Origin of the sequence: Lentzea sp. HUAS TT2 (genome assembly GCF_051853195.1) — a bacterium.
Classification (GTDB): Bacteria; Actinomycetota; Actinomycetes; order Mycobacteriales; family Pseudonocardiaceae; genus Lentzea.
The window spans coordinates 5,974,321-5,991,415 of record NZ_CP196667.1; the positions used below are offsets into that span (position 1 = coordinate 5,974,321).

Annotated in this window: 16 protein-coding genes; 8 read left to right on the forward strand and 8 right to left on the reverse strand. The window is 70.1% G+C overall.

All coding sequences use genetic code 11. The annotated features are described in order from the left end of the window. The first annotated feature begins 53 nt into the window (after positions 1-53). Together ACSHWB_RS29185 and ACSHWB_RS29190 are read left to right on the forward strand one after the other, a co-directional pair. Complete coding sequence (locus ACSHWB_RS29185; RefSeq protein WP_439664687.1) at positions 54-935, forward strand: DUF58 domain-containing protein; 882 nt, start codon at positions 54-56, stop codon at positions 933-935. Beyond that, a complete protein-coding gene (locus tag ACSHWB_RS29190; RefSeq protein WP_439656481.1) occupies positions 932-1,897 on the forward strand; it encodes a VWA domain-containing protein in 966 nt (321 codons plus the stop codon). The genes ACSHWB_RS29185 and ACSHWB_RS29190 overlap by 4 nt, the downstream gene beginning before the upstream one ends. Here the strand turns inward: ACSHWB_RS29190 and ACSHWB_RS29195 are convergent. The 4 genes from ACSHWB_RS29195 to ACSHWB_RS29210 are packed head-to-tail and all read right to left on the reverse strand — an operon-like array spanning position 1,894 to position 5,248. Beyond that, a complete protein-coding gene (locus ACSHWB_RS29195) occupies positions 1,894-2,427 on the reverse strand; it encodes a dihydrofolate reductase family protein (RefSeq protein WP_439656482.1) in 534 nt (177 codons plus the stop codon). The two genes, ACSHWB_RS29190 and ACSHWB_RS29195, sit on opposite strands and share 4 nt — an antisense overlap. After that, entirely contained in the window at positions 2,424-3,287 is an 864-nt protein-coding gene (locus ACSHWB_RS29200; RefSeq protein ID WP_439656483.1) for a TAXI family TRAP transporter solute-binding subunit, read from the reverse strand. The genes ACSHWB_RS29195 and ACSHWB_RS29200 overlap by 4 nt, the downstream gene beginning before the upstream one ends. Then, a complete protein-coding gene (locus ACSHWB_RS29205; protein ID WP_439656484.1) occupies positions 3,284-4,588 on the reverse strand; it encodes an ATP-binding protein in 1,305 nt (434 codons plus the stop codon). Before ACSHWB_RS29205 ends, ACSHWB_RS29200 begins: the two co-directional genes overlap by 4 nt. After that, entirely contained in the window at positions 4,589-5,248 is a 660-nt protein-coding gene (locus ACSHWB_RS29210) for a response regulator transcription factor (RefSeq protein WP_439656485.1), read from the reverse strand. It abuts the gene before it with no gap. A 116-nt stretch (positions 5,249-5,364) separates the two neighbouring features. On the opposite strand from ACSHWB_RS29210, the gene ACSHWB_RS29215 reads away from it, so the two are divergent. Then, positions 5,365-6,654, forward strand: coding sequence for an MFS transporter (locus ACSHWB_RS29215; protein WP_439656486.1), 1,290 nt, complete (start codon positions 5,365-5,367; stop codon positions 6,652-6,654). On the opposite strand, the gene ACSHWB_RS29220 is transcribed toward ACSHWB_RS29215, so the two are convergent. Continuing rightward, positions 6,651-7,076 (reverse strand): hypothetical protein, encoded by a 426-nt coding sequence (locus ACSHWB_RS29220; protein ID WP_439656487.1) that lies wholly within the window; start codon positions 7,074-7,076, stop codon positions 6,651-6,653. The two genes, ACSHWB_RS29215 and ACSHWB_RS29220, sit on opposite strands and share 4 nt — an antisense overlap. 28 nt (positions 7,077-7,104) lie before the next feature. Beyond that, a complete protein-coding gene (locus ACSHWB_RS29225) occupies positions 7,105-9,687 on the reverse strand; it encodes an FAD-binding and (Fe-S)-binding domain-containing protein (protein WP_439656488.1) in 2,583 nt (860 codons plus the stop codon). A 108-nt stretch (positions 9,688-9,795) separates the two neighbouring features. Here ACSHWB_RS29225 and fabG point away from each other — a divergent pair, with 108 nt between their 5' ends. The 5 genes from fabG to ACSHWB_RS29250 are packed head-to-tail and all read left to right on the forward strand — an operon-like array spanning position 9,796 to position 13,880. Continuing rightward, entirely contained in the window at positions 9,796-10,500 is a 705-nt protein-coding gene (gene fabG, locus ACSHWB_RS29230; RefSeq protein ID WP_439656489.1) for a 3-oxoacyl-ACP reductase FabG, read from the forward strand. 46 nt (positions 10,501-10,546) lie between these two features. Next, positions 10,547-11,314: an enoyl-ACP reductase FabI gene (fabI, locus tag ACSHWB_RS29235; protein WP_093588011.1), complete on the forward strand. Its 768-nt coding sequence runs from the start codon at positions 10,547-10,549 to the stop codon at positions 11,312-11,314. Between the two features lie 52 nt (positions 11,315-11,366). After that, a complete protein-coding gene (locus ACSHWB_RS29240; RefSeq protein WP_439656490.1) occupies positions 11,367-12,392 on the forward strand; it encodes a ferrochelatase in 1,026 nt (341 codons plus the stop codon). Between the two features lie 34 nt (positions 12,393-12,426). Then, a complete protein-coding gene (locus tag ACSHWB_RS29245; protein ID WP_439656491.1) occupies positions 12,427-13,149 on the forward strand; it encodes an ABC transporter ATP-binding protein in 723 nt (240 codons plus the stop codon). Next, complete coding sequence (locus ACSHWB_RS29250) at positions 13,146-13,880, forward strand: ABC transporter permease (protein WP_439656492.1); 735 nt, start codon at positions 13,146-13,148, stop codon at positions 13,878-13,880. Before ACSHWB_RS29245 ends, ACSHWB_RS29250 begins: the two co-directional genes overlap by 4 nt. Here ACSHWB_RS29250 and ACSHWB_RS29255 read toward each other — a convergent pair whose 3' ends face one another. Both ACSHWB_RS29255 and ACSHWB_RS29260 read right to left on the reverse strand, forming a co-directional pair. Next, positions 13,881-15,206, reverse strand: a complete 1,326-nt coding sequence (locus ACSHWB_RS29255) for an extracellular solute-binding protein (protein WP_439656493.1) — start codon at positions 15,204-15,206, stop codon at positions 13,881-13,883. Next, positions 15,203-17,005 carry a substrate-binding domain-containing protein gene (locus ACSHWB_RS29260; protein WP_439656494.1) on the reverse strand — a complete coding sequence of 601 codons (1,803 nt, stop codon included), beginning with the start codon at positions 17,003-17,005 and terminating at the stop codon, positions 15,203-15,205. The genes ACSHWB_RS29255 and ACSHWB_RS29260 overlap by 4 nt, the downstream gene beginning before the upstream one ends. Positions 17,006-17,095 lie beyond the last annotated feature (90 nt).

Here is a 17,095-nt window from a genome sequence, read left to right on the forward strand (position 1 = left end):
AGCAAGCAGAAGAGCGTCCTTCCTGGGCGCCGCCCGTCCTGCGCGGCGTCCGGATGGAAGCCGCACTGCGCATGCTGGAGCTCGACGTCCGGCGCCGGCTCGACGGCCTGCTGCAGGGCAACCACCTCGGCCTCGTGCCGGGGCCGGGCACCGAACCGGGCGAGGCGCGCACCTACCAGCCCGGCGACGACGTGCGCAGGATGGACTGGGCGGTCACGGCCCGCACGACGATCCCGCACATCCGCGAGACGGTCGCCGACCGCGAGCTGGAGACGTGGATGGCGATCGACCTGTCGCCGTCGCTCGACTTCGGCACCGCCGCGTGCGAGAAGCGTGATCTGGCCATCGCCGCGACGGCCGCGGTCGCGCACCTGACGCGCGGCGGCGGCAACCGGATCGGCGCCGCGGTCTCGACGGGTGCCGACAACGTCCGGATCCCGGCGCGCGGTGGACTGGCGCACGCGCGCGGCATGATCCGCAAGATCGCCGAGATCGACCGGGCGCCCGAGGGCACCCGAGGCGACCTGGCGGCGTTGCTCGAACAGCTGCGGCGGCCCCCGCGCCGGCGTGGCCTGATCGTGGTGGTCTCCGACTTCCTCGGCGGCATGGAGTGGCAACGGCCGTTGCGCGCCCTGTCCGCGCGCCACGACATCGTGGCCATCGAGGTCGTGGACCCGCGTGACGTCGACCTGCCCGAGGTCGGCACCGTGGTGCTGTCCGACCCGGAGAGCGGCCGGCAGCGCGAGGTGACCGCGTCCGCCTTGCTGCGCAAGGAGTTCAACGCCGCGGCCGCGGAACACCGGGGCGAGGTGGCGGCCGGCCTGCGTCGTGCGGGCGCCGGGCACCTGGTGCTGCGGACCGACTCGGACTGGATCGCGGACACGGTTCGTTTCGTGGTGGCGCGCAAGCGCCGCTGGTCTGGGGGTGTCGCATGAGCTTCTCGAACTTCGTCGCCCCGCTGTGGTTCCTGCTGCTGCTCGCGGTGGGCCTGCTCACCGCCGGATACGTGGTGGCGCAACGGGTCCGGCGCAAGCGGGTGCTGCGGTTCACGAACCTGGAGCTGCTGGAGAAGGTCGCGCCCAAGCGGGAACGCTGGTCGCGGCACGTCCCGGCGGCGTTCCTGCTGGCCGCGCTCGCGTTGCTGACGGTCGCACTGGCCGGCCCGACGTCCGAGCAGCGGGTGCCGCGCAACCGGGCGACCGTGATGCTGGTGGTCGACGTGTCGCTGTCGATGAAGGCCACCGACGTCAAGCCGTCGAGGCTGGAGGCCGCGCAGGTGGCCGCCAAGTCGTTCGCCGAGGGCCTCACGCCGGGCATCAACCTCGGCCTGATCTCGTTCGCCGGCTCCGCGACCGTGCTGGTCGCGCCGACCACGGACCGTGCCGCCGTCACGCAGTCGATCGACGGGCTCAAGCTCGCCCAGTCGACCGCCACGGGTGACGCGCTGGTGGCCGCGATGGCGTCGATCGACTCGTTCGGCAAGGTCGTCGGCGGAGCCGAGGGACCACCGCCCGCCCGCATCGTGCTGATGACGGACGGCAAGGAGACCGTCGGCACCCGCAAGGCGTTCGACGCGGCCGAGGACGCGAAGAAGGCCGGGATCCCGATCTCCACGATCTCGTTCGGCACCGAGGACGGCGTGGTCGACATCGAGGGACGGCAGCAGTCCGTGCCCGTCGACGACGACTCGATGAAGGAGATCGCGAAGATCTCCGGCGGCGAGTTCTTCAAGGCCGCGTCCGCCGAGGAACTGCGCCGCGTCTACGACACGCTCGGCGAGCAGATCGGTTACGAGAAGAAGCAGGCCGACGCGTCGAAGCCGTGGCTGCTGCTCGGCACGATGACGGCGATGTTCGCCGCCGCGGCCGCACTGGTGCTGGGGCAGAGACTTCCCTAGGGCCTGCCGTAGACCAGCTCGACCACACCTGACCCGAACGCCCTGGTGCTCTTCAGTGCCAGGGCGATCGGCTGTTTGAAGAACGGCGTGCCCGCGCCGATCGCGACCGGGTTCAGGTAGAGCCGGACCTCGTCGATCAGGCCGTGCTCGAAGAACGAGCCCACCAGCTGCGCGCCGCCGACCATGCTGTCGCCGGGCAACGCCCTGATCTCGTCGGGCACGATCTCGCGCTGGACCGTGGTGTTCCAGTCGATCGTCTCCAGCGTGCGCGAGTAGACGATCTTGGGCATGTCCCGCCAGATGCGGCCGAAGTCGTGCATCGGTCGTGGCCACTCGGGATGCGCGTCGGTGTGCGGCCACGTCTCGACCATCGTCTCGTGGTTGCGGCGGCCGTCGATGAACCTGCTCATCCGCGCGAGCCCGGTGTTGAAGTGCTCGTGAAGCTCGTCGTCGACCACGTGCCAGCTGAGGTCGTGGTCGGGCCCCTCCATGAACCCGTCCAGCGAGATCGACGCCATCGTGATGATCATCCGTGGAGCCTCCGGTATTCCGCCGCCGCGCCAGGGTGCAGGGGCACTTTGCCCGTGTCGATGAGACTGCGCACGTCGAGGTACTGGGTGCCGAGCGCCTGGTCCGGCACCAGTTCGGCGGCCCTGCCCACGAGCAGCCGCACGACGGCGCCCGCGAACTCCGCGCTCAGGTCGGGGCGGCACACCAGCAGGTTCGGCGTGCCGATCGTGGGGACGTCGGCGGGGGAGCCGTAGACGCCCATGCGGACGTCCACGCGTTCGTAGACCTTGCCGTAGTCCTGGCGCAGCCTCGGCAGGAAGCCGTCCAGTGGCAGCAGCCTGATCCCGCTGGCCTTGTCGAGCTCCGGGGTCGGGACGCCGCCGGACCACAGCAGGGCGGCGATCTCGCCCGCTTTCAGGGCGTCGACGGCGTTGCGCAACGGGTAGTGCTCCTCCTGCACGCCCAGCGCGAGGCGTGACCCCTGCAGGGCGGCGCCGGAGCCGTCGGCGCCCAGCGACACCGGCCTGCCGATCAGGTCGGCGGCGGAGGTGTAGGGCGAGGACTTCAGGACGACGAGCTGCAAGTAGTTCTCGTAGACGCGGCCCAGGGCTACGAGACCCGGTTCCATGTGGGCGCTGTCGCTCAACGAGAGACCGATGTCGGCGGTGCCTTCGCGCAGGTGTTTGAGGTTGTCCGCGCTGCCGCCGGTCTCGATCGGGGTGATCGTCAGCGGGGCGGGGGACAGGCGCGAGATCAGCGCGGCGAAGTCGTTGTAGAAACCGCCGGGCTCGCCGCCCGCGATCCTGATCGTGCCGTCGGGTTCGGAGGAGCCGCAAGCGGTGAGGGCGAGGGCGCCCAGCAGGAACGTCCGGCGCCTCACAGCAGTGGCTCCTTCGGCAGTTCCACCGTGACGACCAGGCCGTTGTCGGTGTGCAGCCTCAGCTTCCCGTCGTGCGCGGTGACGATGCGTTCCGCGATCGCGAGGCCCAGACCCGTGCCGCGCCGGGTGTCGTCGCCGCGCCAGAACCGTTCGGTGGCGTGCTTGATGTCCTTTTTGGACAATCCGGGGCCGTTGTCGCGCACGGTCAGCGTCGCGCGGTCGCACACCACGACGACCTCCGTGCCGCCGTACTTGATGGCGTTGTCCAGCACCACGTCCAGCACCTGCGCGAGGTCCGACACCGCACAGCGCACGAGTCCGGGCGCGCGGTCGTCGATGGTGATCGTGACACCCTCGGACTGGGCCGCGGCGCGCCACGCGTCGACCCGGTCGTGCGCCACGACCTGCAGGTCGGCGAGCTCGGGTTCGACGCCGCCCGCAGCGCGTTCGGTGGCGGTGCTCTCGGCAGAGGCCAGCGCCAGAAGGCCGTCCAGCAACGACTCCAGGCGTTCGACCTCGGTCAGCAACGAGCCGTTGGACGGCAGCATGTCGACGCGCAACCGCAGTGCCGCCATGGGGTTGCGCAGCTGGTGCGAGGCATCGGCGATCAGTCGCCGCTGCTGGTCCGCGGCCTCGGCGACGGCGTCGGACATGCGGTTGAACGACTCCGACAACGCCCTGAGCTCCGCCGGTCCCGCGGTGTCGGCGACGTGGGTGCGCCGCTGGCCCTCGGCGACCGCCCGCACGCCCCGGTCCAGTTCCTTCAACGGCCTGATCAGCCAGCGGGAGACGACGAACGCCAGCAGCACGCACGCGCAGGCCGCCAGCAACGCCCCGGCCAGCACGATCGCCCAGCGCCGCGCCACGTCGAGCGCGGCCACGCGGGTGGAGGCCCGCAGCACCACGGCACCCGCGACCTTCGTGCCGATCCCGACCGGCCGCGCGAACAGCACGTCGCCACCGCTCCACGGCAACACGGTCGGCACGGGCGCGGCGGGCTGGTTGCGCAGCGCCGCGTCGATCTGCGCGGACACGTCCTCCGCCGTCATGCCCGACTCCACGACGGGCGTGCCGGCCGCGTCGACCACCACGATCTCCTCGCCGTAGACCTCGGCGTAGCGCTCCGCCTCGGACACGACGACGTCGACGGGCAGCGTGGCGAAGCGGTCCAGGTCGGCGGTGCGGCTGATCACGAACTGCTGGGTGCGCTCCGAGGCCGTGCTCATCAGCAACGGGAAGGCGAACGCCGTCACGGCCGAGAGCGAGAACAGCAGCAGCACCAACAGAAGCCGTTGCCGCATCTATTCACCGAGCCGGTAGCCGAAACCGCGGATCGTGTGCAGCAGCCCTGGCCGGTCGAGCTTGGCGCGCAACTGGGTCAGGTGCACGTCGAGCGTCCGCGACACCGCCACGAACGCGTTGCCCCACACCTCGTCCATCAGCTGCTGCCGGCTCACCGCCGTGCCCGGCCTGCGCGCCAGCACCGCCAGCACGTCGAACTCCTTGGTGGTCAACGAGATCTCGCGCCCGCCGACCACGACCTGACGGCTCTGCAGGTCGATCTCCACATCGGACACCCGCACGAGCTCGTCCGGTTCCTGCGACCGGGCCGCGCTGCGCCGCGCCACCGCGTCGATGCGCGCCAGCAACTCGGCCAGCCGCACCGGCTTGACCAGGTAATCGTCCGCTCCCAGCCGCAGCCCGCGCACCACCGTGCGCTCGTCGCCACGGGCGGTCAGCACGAGCACGGGCACCGGGTCGATCTTGCGGAGCTTGCGCAGCACCTCCAGGCCGTCCTGGTCGGGCAGGCCGAGGTCGAGCAGCACCACGTCCGCATCGCGATGGGCGATCAGCGCGTCGGCACCCCTGCGCACGCGGGAGGGCCGGTGGCCGTTCGCCCGCAGCGCTTCCACCAGGGCATCGGCGACACCGTCGTCGTCTTCGACCAACAGCACCCGCATGGGAGCAGTATCGGTCATAACGACTGTTGCCCGCGTGTACCGACGCGCTTAAGTGACTGTAAAGAAGCCTCGGCCCAGGTTGTGACGGGTGCGAGGCCGCCGAGATGGTGTCCGGCATGACAGTCGTTCAGGAGAAGAGCAGCGAACGCCGTGTGGTGGCGAACGTGCTGCGCGGGTCAGTCGGGAACTTGATCGAGTGGTACGACTGGTACGCCTACACCGCGTTCAGCATCTACTTCGCGGCCGCGTTCTTCCCCCAGGGCGACCAGACCGCGCAGCTGCTCAACACCGCCGCCGTGTTCGCAGTCGGCTTCCTCATGCGCCCGCTGGGTGGCTGGCTGCTCGGCCGGTACGCCGACCGGCACGGACGCCGTGCTGCGCTGACGTTGTCCGTCACGCTGATGGCGTTCGGGTCGTTGATCATCGCGCTGACCCCGTCGTACGCGACCATCGGTGTGGCGGCGCCGGTTCTGCTGGTGCTGGCGCGGTTGTTGCAGGGCTTGTCGGTCGGTGGTGAGTACGCGACCTCGGCGACCTATCTGTCCGAAGTGGCCTCTCCCGCGCGCCGCGGTTTCTACTCCAGCTTTCAGTACGTGACGCTGACGGCCGGGCAGCTGGTGGCGCTGGGCGTGCAGATCGTGTTGCAGCAGTTCCTCTCCAAGACCGAGATGATGGAGTGGGGCTGGCGGATCGCGTTCGTCATCGGCGCGGCCGGGGCGATCGTCGTGATGTGGCTGCGGCGCGGCATGGACGAGTCGGCGAACTTCGAGAAGCAGAAGGAGAACCCGGACAAGGGCACCTTCAGGGCGTTGCTGAAGCACCCCAAGGAGTGCCTGCTCGTCGTGGGCCTGACGCTGGGTGGCACGGTCGCGTTCTACACGTTCACGACGTACCTGCAGAAGTTCATGGTGAACACCAGCAAGATCGACGCCGCGACGGTCAGCTGGATCAACTTCGCCGCGCTGCTGGTGTTCGTGGTGCTGCAACCGCTCGCGGGCGCGTTGTCGGACCGGATCGGCCGGCGTCCGCTGCTGCTCGGGTTCGGCGTGCTCGGGACGCTCGCCACGGTGCCGTTGCTGTCGGCGCTGGCCCGTACCTCCGAGGTGCTGCCCGCGTTCCTGTTGATGCTGGGCGGCCTGGTGATCGTCACCGGGTACACGTCGATCAACGCGATCGTGAAGGCCGAGCTGTTCCCGACGAACATCCGCGCCCTCGGTGTCGGCCTGCCCTACGCGCTCACCGTCGCGATCTTCGGGGGCACGGCCGAGACCGTGGCGTTGTTGTTCAAGCAGGCCGGCGCGGAATCACTGTTCTACTACTACGTTGCCGGCTGCGTGCTGATCTCTCTGCTCGTCTACGGGTTCATGCGCGAGACCTCGAAGGACTCGGTGCTGGACCGCGACTAGCAGCGTTCGTCGGTGGAACCGTGGAGGTCGGTGCCGGACTGCCAGAGGACGTCGCCCACGGCGTAAGTGCACTGGCTGAGGGTGTTGGCGCCGTTGGACCACACCTCCTGCTGACCGCGCGCGCCGCCGTTGTAGTCGATGGCCTCGGGGCCGGTGCGGGTCCAGATGGCGGCGCGCAGGTAGAAGTCCTTGTGCTTGGCACGCCACGTGTCCCAGACGTAGACGTACGCCCAGTTCTTGTTGCACCCCTTGAACTGCTTCACGGAGGCGACGGTCTCGCCGCCGCTCTTCAGGTACTTGGTCGAACCGATCTGCGTGACACCGCTCGGGCACTTCGGGTTCGTCTCGGCGTGCGCGGCACCGGTGAACGTCATGGCGATCGCGGCGGCCGCCAGCACGGCGGCACCCATCCTCTTCTGCATGCGCACGACACTGGCCGGGCGCGGTTAGTCAGCGGTAAATCACACCCAGGCGGGCCGCGAGCGCGCTGGCCAGGTGGACGGGTTTGCGTTCGGTGGTGTGGCGGATCTGCGTGCGGCAGCTGAAGCCGTCCGCGATCACCAGCGCGTCCTCGTTGTCCCGCAACGCCGGCAGCAGGTCCTGCTCCGCGCACGCGATCGACACGTCGTAGTGGCCCTTCTCGAACCCGAAGTTGCCGGCCAGTCCGCAGCAGCCCTCGACGACCTTCGGCTTGAGCCCCGCCTTGGCCATGGCCTCGCGGTCGCGGTCGAAGCCGAGCTCCGCGTACTGGTGGCAGTGGGTCTGCACGACGGCCTCGCGGGTGCCCTCCACCTCGGGCAGCTTCGGCGCGACGTGCTCGGCGAACGTCCTGGTGGCGCGCGCAAGCGCTTGTACGGCGGGTTCCTGCGACAGCTTCGGGGCCTCCGCCCGCAGGAACGCCGTGCAGCTCGGCTCCAGGCCGATCACCGGCACGCCCTGGCTCGTCCACGGCAGCAACGCACGCGCGGTGCGTTCGAGCACCCGGCGGGCCTGGGAGAGCTGACCCGTCGAGTGCCACGTCAGTCCACAGCAGACGTTCGCGGACGGCACCTCGACGCGGTTCCCGAGGTGTGCCAGCACGTTCGCGGCGTCGAGGCCGACGCCCGGTTCGAAGAAGTTCGTGAACGTGTCGGGGAACAGCAGGACGGGGTCGCCCTCGCCGATCGGGTGCAGCTGGCGGACGAGGCGGGTGGTCTGCGTCGGCAGCGCTCGTTCCGGGGTGATCCCGGCGAACCGGCCGAGCTTCGCGGTGAACCTGTTGACCAGACCGTACTTCAGCCACGTCGGCAGCCAGCCCATCGCGTAGTGCGCGCGTGGCCGGAGCCGTCCCTTGTAGTGCTCGTGCAGGAACTCGGCCTTGTAGCTCGCCATGTCGACGTCGACCGGGCAGTCGCGTTTGCAGCCCTTGCAGCCCAGGCAGAGGTCCAGCGCCTCCGCCACCTCCGGCGACCGCCAGCCGCCCTTGATCACGTCGCCGTTGAGCATCTCGAACAACAGGTGCGCGCGCCCTCGTGTGGAGTGCTTCTCCTCCTTCGTGACGCGGTAGCTCGGGCACATCACGCCGCCCTTGGTGTTCAGGCACTTGCCGACACCGACGCACCGCCGCGTGTCGTTCGCGAACTCCGCACGGGTCGGGATCTTCGGTGGTGCGACGAGGATCCGCAGGTCGTCGTCGAGCTTCAGCGGCTCCACGATCCGGCCGGGGTTGAGCAGGTTCCGCGGGTCGAAGGCGTGCTTGAACTCGCGGAACGCCTGGATCGCCGCGGGCGGGTACATGCGGCTGAGCAGCTCGGACCGCGCCTGGCCGTCGCCGTGCTCGCCCGACAGGCTGCCGCCGTGGCTGACGACCAGGTCGGCGGCGTCCTGCATGAATTCGCGGTACCCGTTGGCCAGGTCGAAGTCGATGCGGACGTGGATGCAGCCCTCGCCGTAGTGGCCGTAGGTGATGCCGCGCCGGCCATACCTCGTGAGCAACTGGTCGAACTCGCGCAGGTACGTGCCGAGCCGTTCGGGCGGGACGGCCGAGTCCTCCCAGCCCGACCAGGCCTCGCTGCCGTCGGCCATGCGGGTGGCGAGACCGGCGCCGTCCTCGCGGATCCGCCACAGCGCCCGCTGGTGCGCGGGGTCGTGGACGACCATCGAGTTCTTGGTGATCCTGGCGACGCGTTCCGGGTGGTCCTCCACCTCGACGAACAGCCAGCTGCGGCCCTCCGGCAGGTCGGGGCGGGTGCGGACGCTGTGCACCAGCGCCTCGTTGAGGCCCTCGATCGCGAGCGCGTCCTCGATCTGGGTGACCTGGTCGGCGGCCTCGTAGGTGTCCGCGAAGCCCAGCACGACCAGGACGCGGCGCTCCGGCCTGCGCACCAGCTTCAGCTCCGCGCCCAGCAGCACCACACAGGTGCCCTCGGTGCCGACCAGCTGCTGCGTGAGCGTCGGGGCGTCCAGCGCGTACCCGCTGACCCGGCGGCTGAGCTGCGGGAACCACGCCGGGTCGTGCGCGGGGAGTGCGAGCTGAGGTGGGTCCGTGGTGTCGAACCGGCGGCCGTCGACGGTGAGGACGTTCAGGTTCGCGACGTTCTCGCTGGTCTTGCCCCACCTCACCGAGTGCGCGCCGCACGCGTTGTTGCCGATCATCCCGCCGATCGTGCAGCGCGAGTGCGTCGACGGGTCCGGGCCGAACAGGTAGGCGCCGGCCTGTGCGTTGATCTTGTCGAGCACCGCTCCCGGTTGGACGAACGCGCGGTCGCCGGAGATCTCGAACGCGGTCAGGTACCGGCTGAAGTCGATCACCAGCCCGGTGCCGCACGCGTTGCCCGCGATGGACGTCCCCGCGCCGCGGCTCGTGATCGGCACGCGGTGCTCCGCGGCCAGCCCGACGGCCGCGACCACCGCGTCCGTCGTGCGTGGACGGACGATCACCCGTGGCACGTGCCGGTAGTTCGACGCGTCCGCCGAGTACAGGGCCCGGCTGGCTGGGTCGTCGAGAACGTCGCCGTCCACATCGCGCCGGAGCTGGTCGAGAAAGGCCCGCATCACCCGATCATGCCCGTCCGGATGTGACATGCCTCCGCCGATGCCGGACTACCTGCCGGTAGCCGATAGCCTCAGCCGGTCAACCAGCGGCGATTGCAGGGAGAAGTAGTGAGTCGGTCCGTTCTGGTCACCGGAGGCAACCGCGGCATCGGCCTCGCCATCGCGCAGGCGTTCGCGGCGCAGGGCGACAAGGTCGCGGTGACGCACCGCGGGTCCGGCGCTCCCGAAGGCCTGCTCGGTGTGAAGTGCGACGTGACGAACTCCGAGGAGATCGACGCCGCGTTCACCGAGGTCGAGGCCGCGCACGGGCCCGTCGAGGTCCTCGTCTGCAACGCGGGCATGACGCAGGACACGCTGCTGCTGCGCATGAGCGAGGAGCAGTTCACGTCGGTCGTCGACGCGAACCTGACCGGTGCGTTCCGCTTCGCCCAGCGCGCCTCCCGCGGCATGCTGCGCAAGAAGTTCGGCCGCATCGTCTTCATCTCGTCGGTCGTGGGCCTCACCGGCGGCGCCGGCCAGGTCAACTACGCCGCCTCCAAGGCCGGCATGGTCGGCATGGCGCGCTCGATCGCGCTGGAGCTCGGCTCGCGCAACATCACCGCGAACGTCATCGCGCCCGGCTTCATCACCACGGACATGACGGCCGACCTGCCGGAGGCCGTCCGCGACGCCGCACTCAAGCAGATCCCGGCCGCTCGTTACGGTGCGGCGGAAGAGATCGCGCGCGCCGTCACGTTCCTCGCGGCGAACGAGGCCGGCTACATCAACGGTGCCGTGCTGCCGGTCGACGGCGGCCTCGGCATGGGCCACTGAGCTTTCACCACGACTGCTGTCCCGTACTGCGAAAGGGTTGGATCAAGTGACCGGACTGCTCGAAGGCAAGCGACTGCTGATCACCGGTGTCATCACCGACGCGTCGATCGCCTTCCACGTCGCACGCGTCGCCCAGGAACAGGGCGCCGAGGTCGTGCTGACCGGGTTCGGCCGGATGAGCCTCGTGACGCGCATCGCGCAGCGTCTGCCCAAGCCCGCGCCGGTCGTCGAGCTCGACGTGCAGAACCAGGAACACCTCGACACGCTCGCCGACCGGGTGCGTGAGCACGTCGACGGCCTCGACGGCGTCGTGCACGCCATCGGCTTCGCCCCGCAGAGCTGCCTCGGCGCCCCGTTCATGGACGCGCCGTGGGAGGACGTCTCCGTCGCGATGCACGTCTCGGCGTACTCGTACAAGGCGCTCGTGCAGGCCACCCGCCCGCTGCTGTCGCACGGCGCGTCGGTCGTCGGCCTCGACTTCGACGCCCGCCAGGCGTGGCCCGCCTACAACTGGATGGGCGCGGCGAAGGCGGCGTTCGAGTCGATCAACCGCTACATGGCGCGCGACCTCGGCCCGGACGGCATCCGCGTGAACCTGATCTCCGCCGGCCCGGTGCGCACCATGGCCGCGAAGTCCATCCCGGGCTTCGGCGAGCTGGAGAAGATGTGGGGCGAGAAGGCGCCGCTGTCGTGGGACGTCGACGACCCCACGCCGGTCGCGAAGTCCGTCTGCGGCCTGCTGTCCGACTGGTTCCCGGCCACCACGGGCTCGATGGTGTTCGTCGACGGCGGCGTGCACTTCCTCGGTCTCTGACGTCACATCTGTTCGTCATGTGAGGCGATCGGACGTCTGATTGGATGGAGTGGTGAGTTTCGACGCGCTGCTCTGGCTTTCCTTCGGCGGACCGGAAGGTCCTGAAGACGTCCGACCCTTCCTGGAGAACGTGGTTCGCGGACGCGGCGTGCCGCCGGAACGGCTGGACGAGGTCGAGGCCCATTACCAGCACTTCGGCGGCGTGTCGCCGATCAACCGCCTGAACCGCGAAGCCATCGAGGCGGTGCGGGCGCGCGGTTTCGATCTGCCGATCTACTTCGGCAACCGCAACTGGCACCCGATGGCCGAGGACGTCGTCGCGCAGATGAAGGCCGACGGCGTCAAGCGCGCCCTGGTGTTCCCGACGAGTGCGTACGGCGGCTACTCCGCGTGCCGCCAGTACGACGAGGACATCGTGCGCGCGCTGCAGGCCGTGCCCGACGGCCCCGAGCTCGTGAAGCTGCGCCAGTTCTTCGACCACCCGCTGTTCATCTCGTCCTTCGCCGACGGCATCCGCGCCGCCGCGGCCTCCATGAGCGGTTCGTACCGCCTGGTCTTCACCGCGCACTCGGTGCCGGTGTCCGCGGACAAGGCCGCCGGACCGCCCGCCGAGGGCGGCTACCGCTACTCGCGCCAGGTCGTCGAGGCTTCCCGGCTCGTGGCCTTGGAGCTGGGCATCACCGAGTACGACGTCGTGTGGCAGTCGCGGTCCGGCCCGCCGCAGATCCCGTGGCTCGAGCCCGACGTCGTCGACCACATCGACGCCCTGCACGCCAAGGGCGTCACCGGGGTCGTGGTGTGCCCGATCGGGTTCGTGTCCGACCACCTCGAAGTGGTGTGGGACCTCGACACCGAGGCGCGTGACCGGGCGTTGGAGCTCGGGATGGAGTTCGCCCGTGCCGCTACGCCCAACGGGGATCCACGCTTTGCCGAGCTCGTGACCGAACTGGTCGCCGAGCACACTTCCGGTGCGCCCGTGCGGAAGCTGTCGTCGTTCACGGTGGCGGGCTGCACGGTGAACGGTGCGCCGTGCGCGCCGTTGTGCTGCGAGCCGGCGAAGAGGCCCGCCCGCACCTAGACAGTGGTTTTTCAACGGGTGCAGAATTGGTCTCATGACCAGTTCCGCGGCCGTTGAGGTCACCGGGCTCCGGGTGAGCCGGGGCAAGCGTCTGGTCCTGCGGGATGTGAGCTGCACGATCCCGCAGGGCAGTGTCACCGGGCTGCTCGGCCCGTCCGGCTGCGGCAAGACCACGCTGATGCGCTCGGTCGTCGGCGTGCAGATCGTGGAGACCGGCGACGTGACGGTGCTCGGCGCACCCGCCGGAAGTCCCGAGCTGCGGAACCGGATCGGGTACGCGACCCAGAACCCCGCTGTCTACGCCGACCTCAGCGTGGCTGAGAACATCCGCTACTTCTGCGCCGTGCTGGGAGCTCCCAGGTCCGACGTGCCGCGCGTGATCGACGAGGTCGGGCTCGGCGGGCACGAGTCTCAGCTCGTGTCGTCGTTGTCCGGCGGTGAGCTGTCGCGGACGAGTCTCGCGGTCGCGTTGCTCGGCAAGCCCGAGCTGCTCGTGCTGGACGAACCGACCGTCGGCCTCGACCCGTTGCTGCGCGACGAGCTGTGGACGTTGTTCCGGGAGCTCGCTGGTCGTGGCGTCACGCTGTTCGTCTCCAGCCATGTCATGGACGAGGCCGCGCGCTGCGAACGGCTGCTGCTGATGCGCGACGGCGCACTGCTGGCGGACAACACCCCGGCGGCGTTGCTGTCGCAGACCGGCGCGAGTGACCTGGAACAGGCGTTCCTCTCGCTGGTCCGGGCGAAGGAGGCAGCGTGAACGCCTCGATCCTGCTGGCCACGACCGCACGGATCCTCAGCCAGTTCCGCCACGACCGGCGCACCGTCGCGCTGATGGTGCTCATGCCGTCGCTGCTGCTGGTCCTGCTGCGGTTCGTCTTCAACTCCGAGCAAGCCTTCAGCCGCGCCGCACCGGCCCTGCTGGCGGTCTTCCCGTTCGCGATCATGTTCATCGTCACGTCGATCACGACCCTGCGCGAGCGCACCACGGCCACGCTGGAACGGCTGATGACGATGCCGATGGGCAAGCTGGACCTGTTGTTCGGCTACGCGCTGGCGTTCGGGATCGTGGCTCTCGTCCAGGTGCTGGTCGCGGTCGGCATCTCGCTGACATGGCTCGGCCTGGAGATCGGTGGCTCGGTGTGGCTGCTCGTGGTCATCGCGGGGGTGGACGCGCTGCTGGGCACGGCGCTGGGCCTGTTCGCGAGTGCCTTCGCACGCACCGAGTTCCAGGCCGTGCAGTTCATGCCGCTGTTCGTGATGCCGCAGGTGTTGTTGTGCGGGCTGTTCGCGCCCCGAGAGGCGATGACGCCGGTGCTGGAGTGGCTGTCGAACGTCATGCCGCTCTCGTACGCGGTGGACGCGCTCACGGCCGTGACGACGTCGTCCGACATCACGGGCGAACTGGTGCGCAACCTCGCGATCGTGGCGGCGTGCGGACTCCTGGCGCTGGTGCTGGGCGCGGTGACGTTGCGCAGGCGCACCCCCTGATCACCGCCCCTGCAGCGCCGCCGTCAGCGACTCCTCGGCGTTGCCAGGCAAGGCGCCGTCGTGGTCGAGGGCGTAGCGGACGATCGCGCGGAACTCGTCGCTGAAGCGCGAGTAGTACGGCGTGACCGGTCGTAATCGGGCGTCCTCGATCGCGTTCAGGAGGATGCGGGCGTACGGGTGTTCGGTGGCTACGCGGCTGTCCTGGTAGACGATGCCGCGGGTGGCGGCGAGGCCTCCTCGTTCGAACAGCAGCTGCTGGCTGCGGGGGCCGGTGAGGAACTCGATGAGGGCCTGGGCGGCTCTCGGTTTCTTGGACTTGGCCGAGATGGCGAGGTTCTGGCCGCCGAGCACGCTCGGGCCCGGCAGCTTCGTCACCTCGAAGTCGATGCGGGGGCGGCCCGCCGACTCGCCCTGGTTACCGCGCAGGATGCGGTGGGCGACCGGCCAGTTGCGCATGAAGACGATCTTGCCGTCGCGGAACGCCTGGGTGGTCAGCTGTTCGCTCTGGTTGCGGGACTCGGGCAGCACCACGGGTCTCTCGCCCTTGAGGCCCTCGGCGAGCCAGCGCAGGGCGCGGCGGGTGCGGTCGGAGTCGATCACCACCTTGCCGGTCTCGTCGACCACGTCGCCCTTCTCCGACCAGATCAGCTCCAGCGCGTTCACGGTGAGGCCCTCGTAGTCGAGGAGCTGGCCCGCGTAGCCGGCGGTCAGGCGGGCGTCCTGCGCGCCCCGCAGTGCGCGGGTGGAGGCGTCGGCGATGTCGTCCAGGCCCAAGGGCTCTTCCTGGACCAGGTCCTTGCGGTAGAAGAGAAGGCCCGCGTCCGTGTTGAACGGCAGCGCCCACAGCACGCCCTGGTAGCGGCAGCTCTCCAGGGGGCGGCGCAGGAACCCGCTGGTGTCCACCGTGGACAGTGGGCGCAGGTAGCCGGACTGGGCGAACTCGGCGGTCCAGGTGACGTCGAGGTTGTAGACGTCGGCGTTCTCGGCCTGTTCGCGTGCTCGCGCGACCATCTCGCTGCGCTGGCCGTCCGCCTCCGTCGGCAGTTCGACGATCTCCGCCGGCTGTTCGGGGTGCTCGGAGTTCCACTGGTTGATCAACGCGCGCCGCTGGCCGCCGTCGCTCTGGTCGCGGCCGCTGAGCACGACGAGCTTGCCCTTCTCCCACTCCGTCGACTCGCGGAAGAGCGGCTGCACGCCGCTGGTGAACAGGATCGTCAGCACGATGCCGACGGCCACGCCCATCGCGAGCCACGACCGGTTCGCCCACACCACGCCGGGCGGGCCCAGCCTCGGCAACGCCGCCCACATGCGCCGCGCCCATCTCATCCGGCCCCTCCCCACACCCGGCGGAACAACGCCGCCAGGTCGTCGCCGAGCGTGTCCGTCGTCGAGTCGCGGCACTCCCCGCCGGACGCGTCCGTGATCGAGGTCAGCGCGTGCGCCGCACAGCTCGCGTCGCCGACGGCGATCACGAACACCCGGATCCCCTTCTGCCGCACCGCGTTCACCACGTCCTGCCGGGTCTGCGCGCTCGTCGTGTCCTCGCCGTCGGTCAGCGCGATCACCGCGCTCACGTGGTCCACGTCGTCGGCGCCGACCCGGTCGAGGCTGTCGATGATCGCCTGGTGCAGCGGCGTGCCACCGGCGGGCTGCACCGAGTTCAACGCGGCGGTCGTGGCCTCCTTGTCGCGCCTGCCGAGGGGGATGAGCGGCCGGACCTCGGTGTCGCTGAACACCGACAGGCCGTACGTGTCCCTGGTGCCCATCTGCGTGAGCGCCTTGCGGACACCCTCGACCGCGACCGTGAACCGCTTCTCCCCGGTCGCCGTCGGTTCGACCATCGACCCGGACGCGTCGAGCGTGAGCCAGACGCGACCGTCCCTCTTGGCCTGTTCGTACTTCTTGAGGAACGCCGCCTGGGCCTGCTCGTCCGGCGCGGCCTCGGCGCGGTCGAGCGCCAGGCCGGCCCGCACTCCCAGTTCCTCGCGGAACTCGGCCCCCGCGGCCTGCCGGGCGGGACGCAGGCCGGCGGCGTTGAGCGCCGTCATACCCTCCTGCGTGCCGAGCCACGACTGGAACGCCTTGGCGGGACCGCGGGCGGCGAGGTTCGACACGTCCTGCGCGTCCCACTCGACGAGGTTCACCGGGTAGTCGGCGCGGTAGGTGTCCGACGGGTACAGCGCGGTCAGGCACGGCTTGTCCGTGCAGCTGGTCTTGTTGTGCCGCAACAGGACCTGCTCGGTCGTGATCATCGCGGCGCCCGGCTGCGGCCGGTCGGCCTCGGTGACCCTGCGCTCGACGACGGCCGGTTCGAGCGTCTCGTACAACGCCGCCGTGGCGAGCCTGCCGTCGATCGCCATCAGCGGGTTCGGCCTGCCGATCGCCGTCCCGGTGCTGCCGACCTTGGTCAGCAGGTCGCCCCACGTCTCCGGGGAGCCGGACGTGACGTCCTGCGCGATCGGCGCCGGCACCGCGAGCACCACGGGGGAGAACGCGACCGAGTCGCCCGGCGTGATGCGCACCGCCGACCCGATGCCGCCGGTGCGGCGTACCACCTCGTTCGTCTCCGCGGTCGAGTCCGGCAGCCACACGTCCGGATGCGGCCCGATCTCCCGCAGTTCCTGTGAGGACCACGAGGAGCGCAGCGCGATCGCACCCCTGTTGCCCGGCGCCGAGAACACGTAGAGGCGCGCCGTGCGGCAGCCGTGGTTCTCCGCCGCCGTGTGCTGCTCGAACTTCCGCGCCACCTCACCGATCGCGGGCGCCGCGTCCTGCGACGTCAGCACGCGCACCTCGGTCGGCTGGGGACACCCGAGCAGCAGCACCCGCCCGTACGCGATCACGGGCGGCGCCGCGAGCCAGATCACCCCGGCCGCGACCACCAGCACGGCCGTGAACACCACCCACCGCAACCGGATCCGCTTGGCCAGCTGGTTCAACCGCTCGATCGCGGACGCGGACAGCACGAGGAGCGTGGCGCCGATGCCGTAGAGCACCCACGACTGCCATGTCGCGAGCGCGCCCGTGGCCGTCTCGGACAGCAGATGCCCGGCGACCGCGGTCAGCATGAGGGCGCCCGCGTACCGGGGTGCTGTGCTCGACCGGCGCTGGTCGACGTCCTCCATTCGGCGTCCTCCCCACCAGGCACCATATGTGGGAGCACCGACAGTTCTGGCGGAGTTGCCCGCTAGGGCGGGGTTCGCGGGGGAGAACCA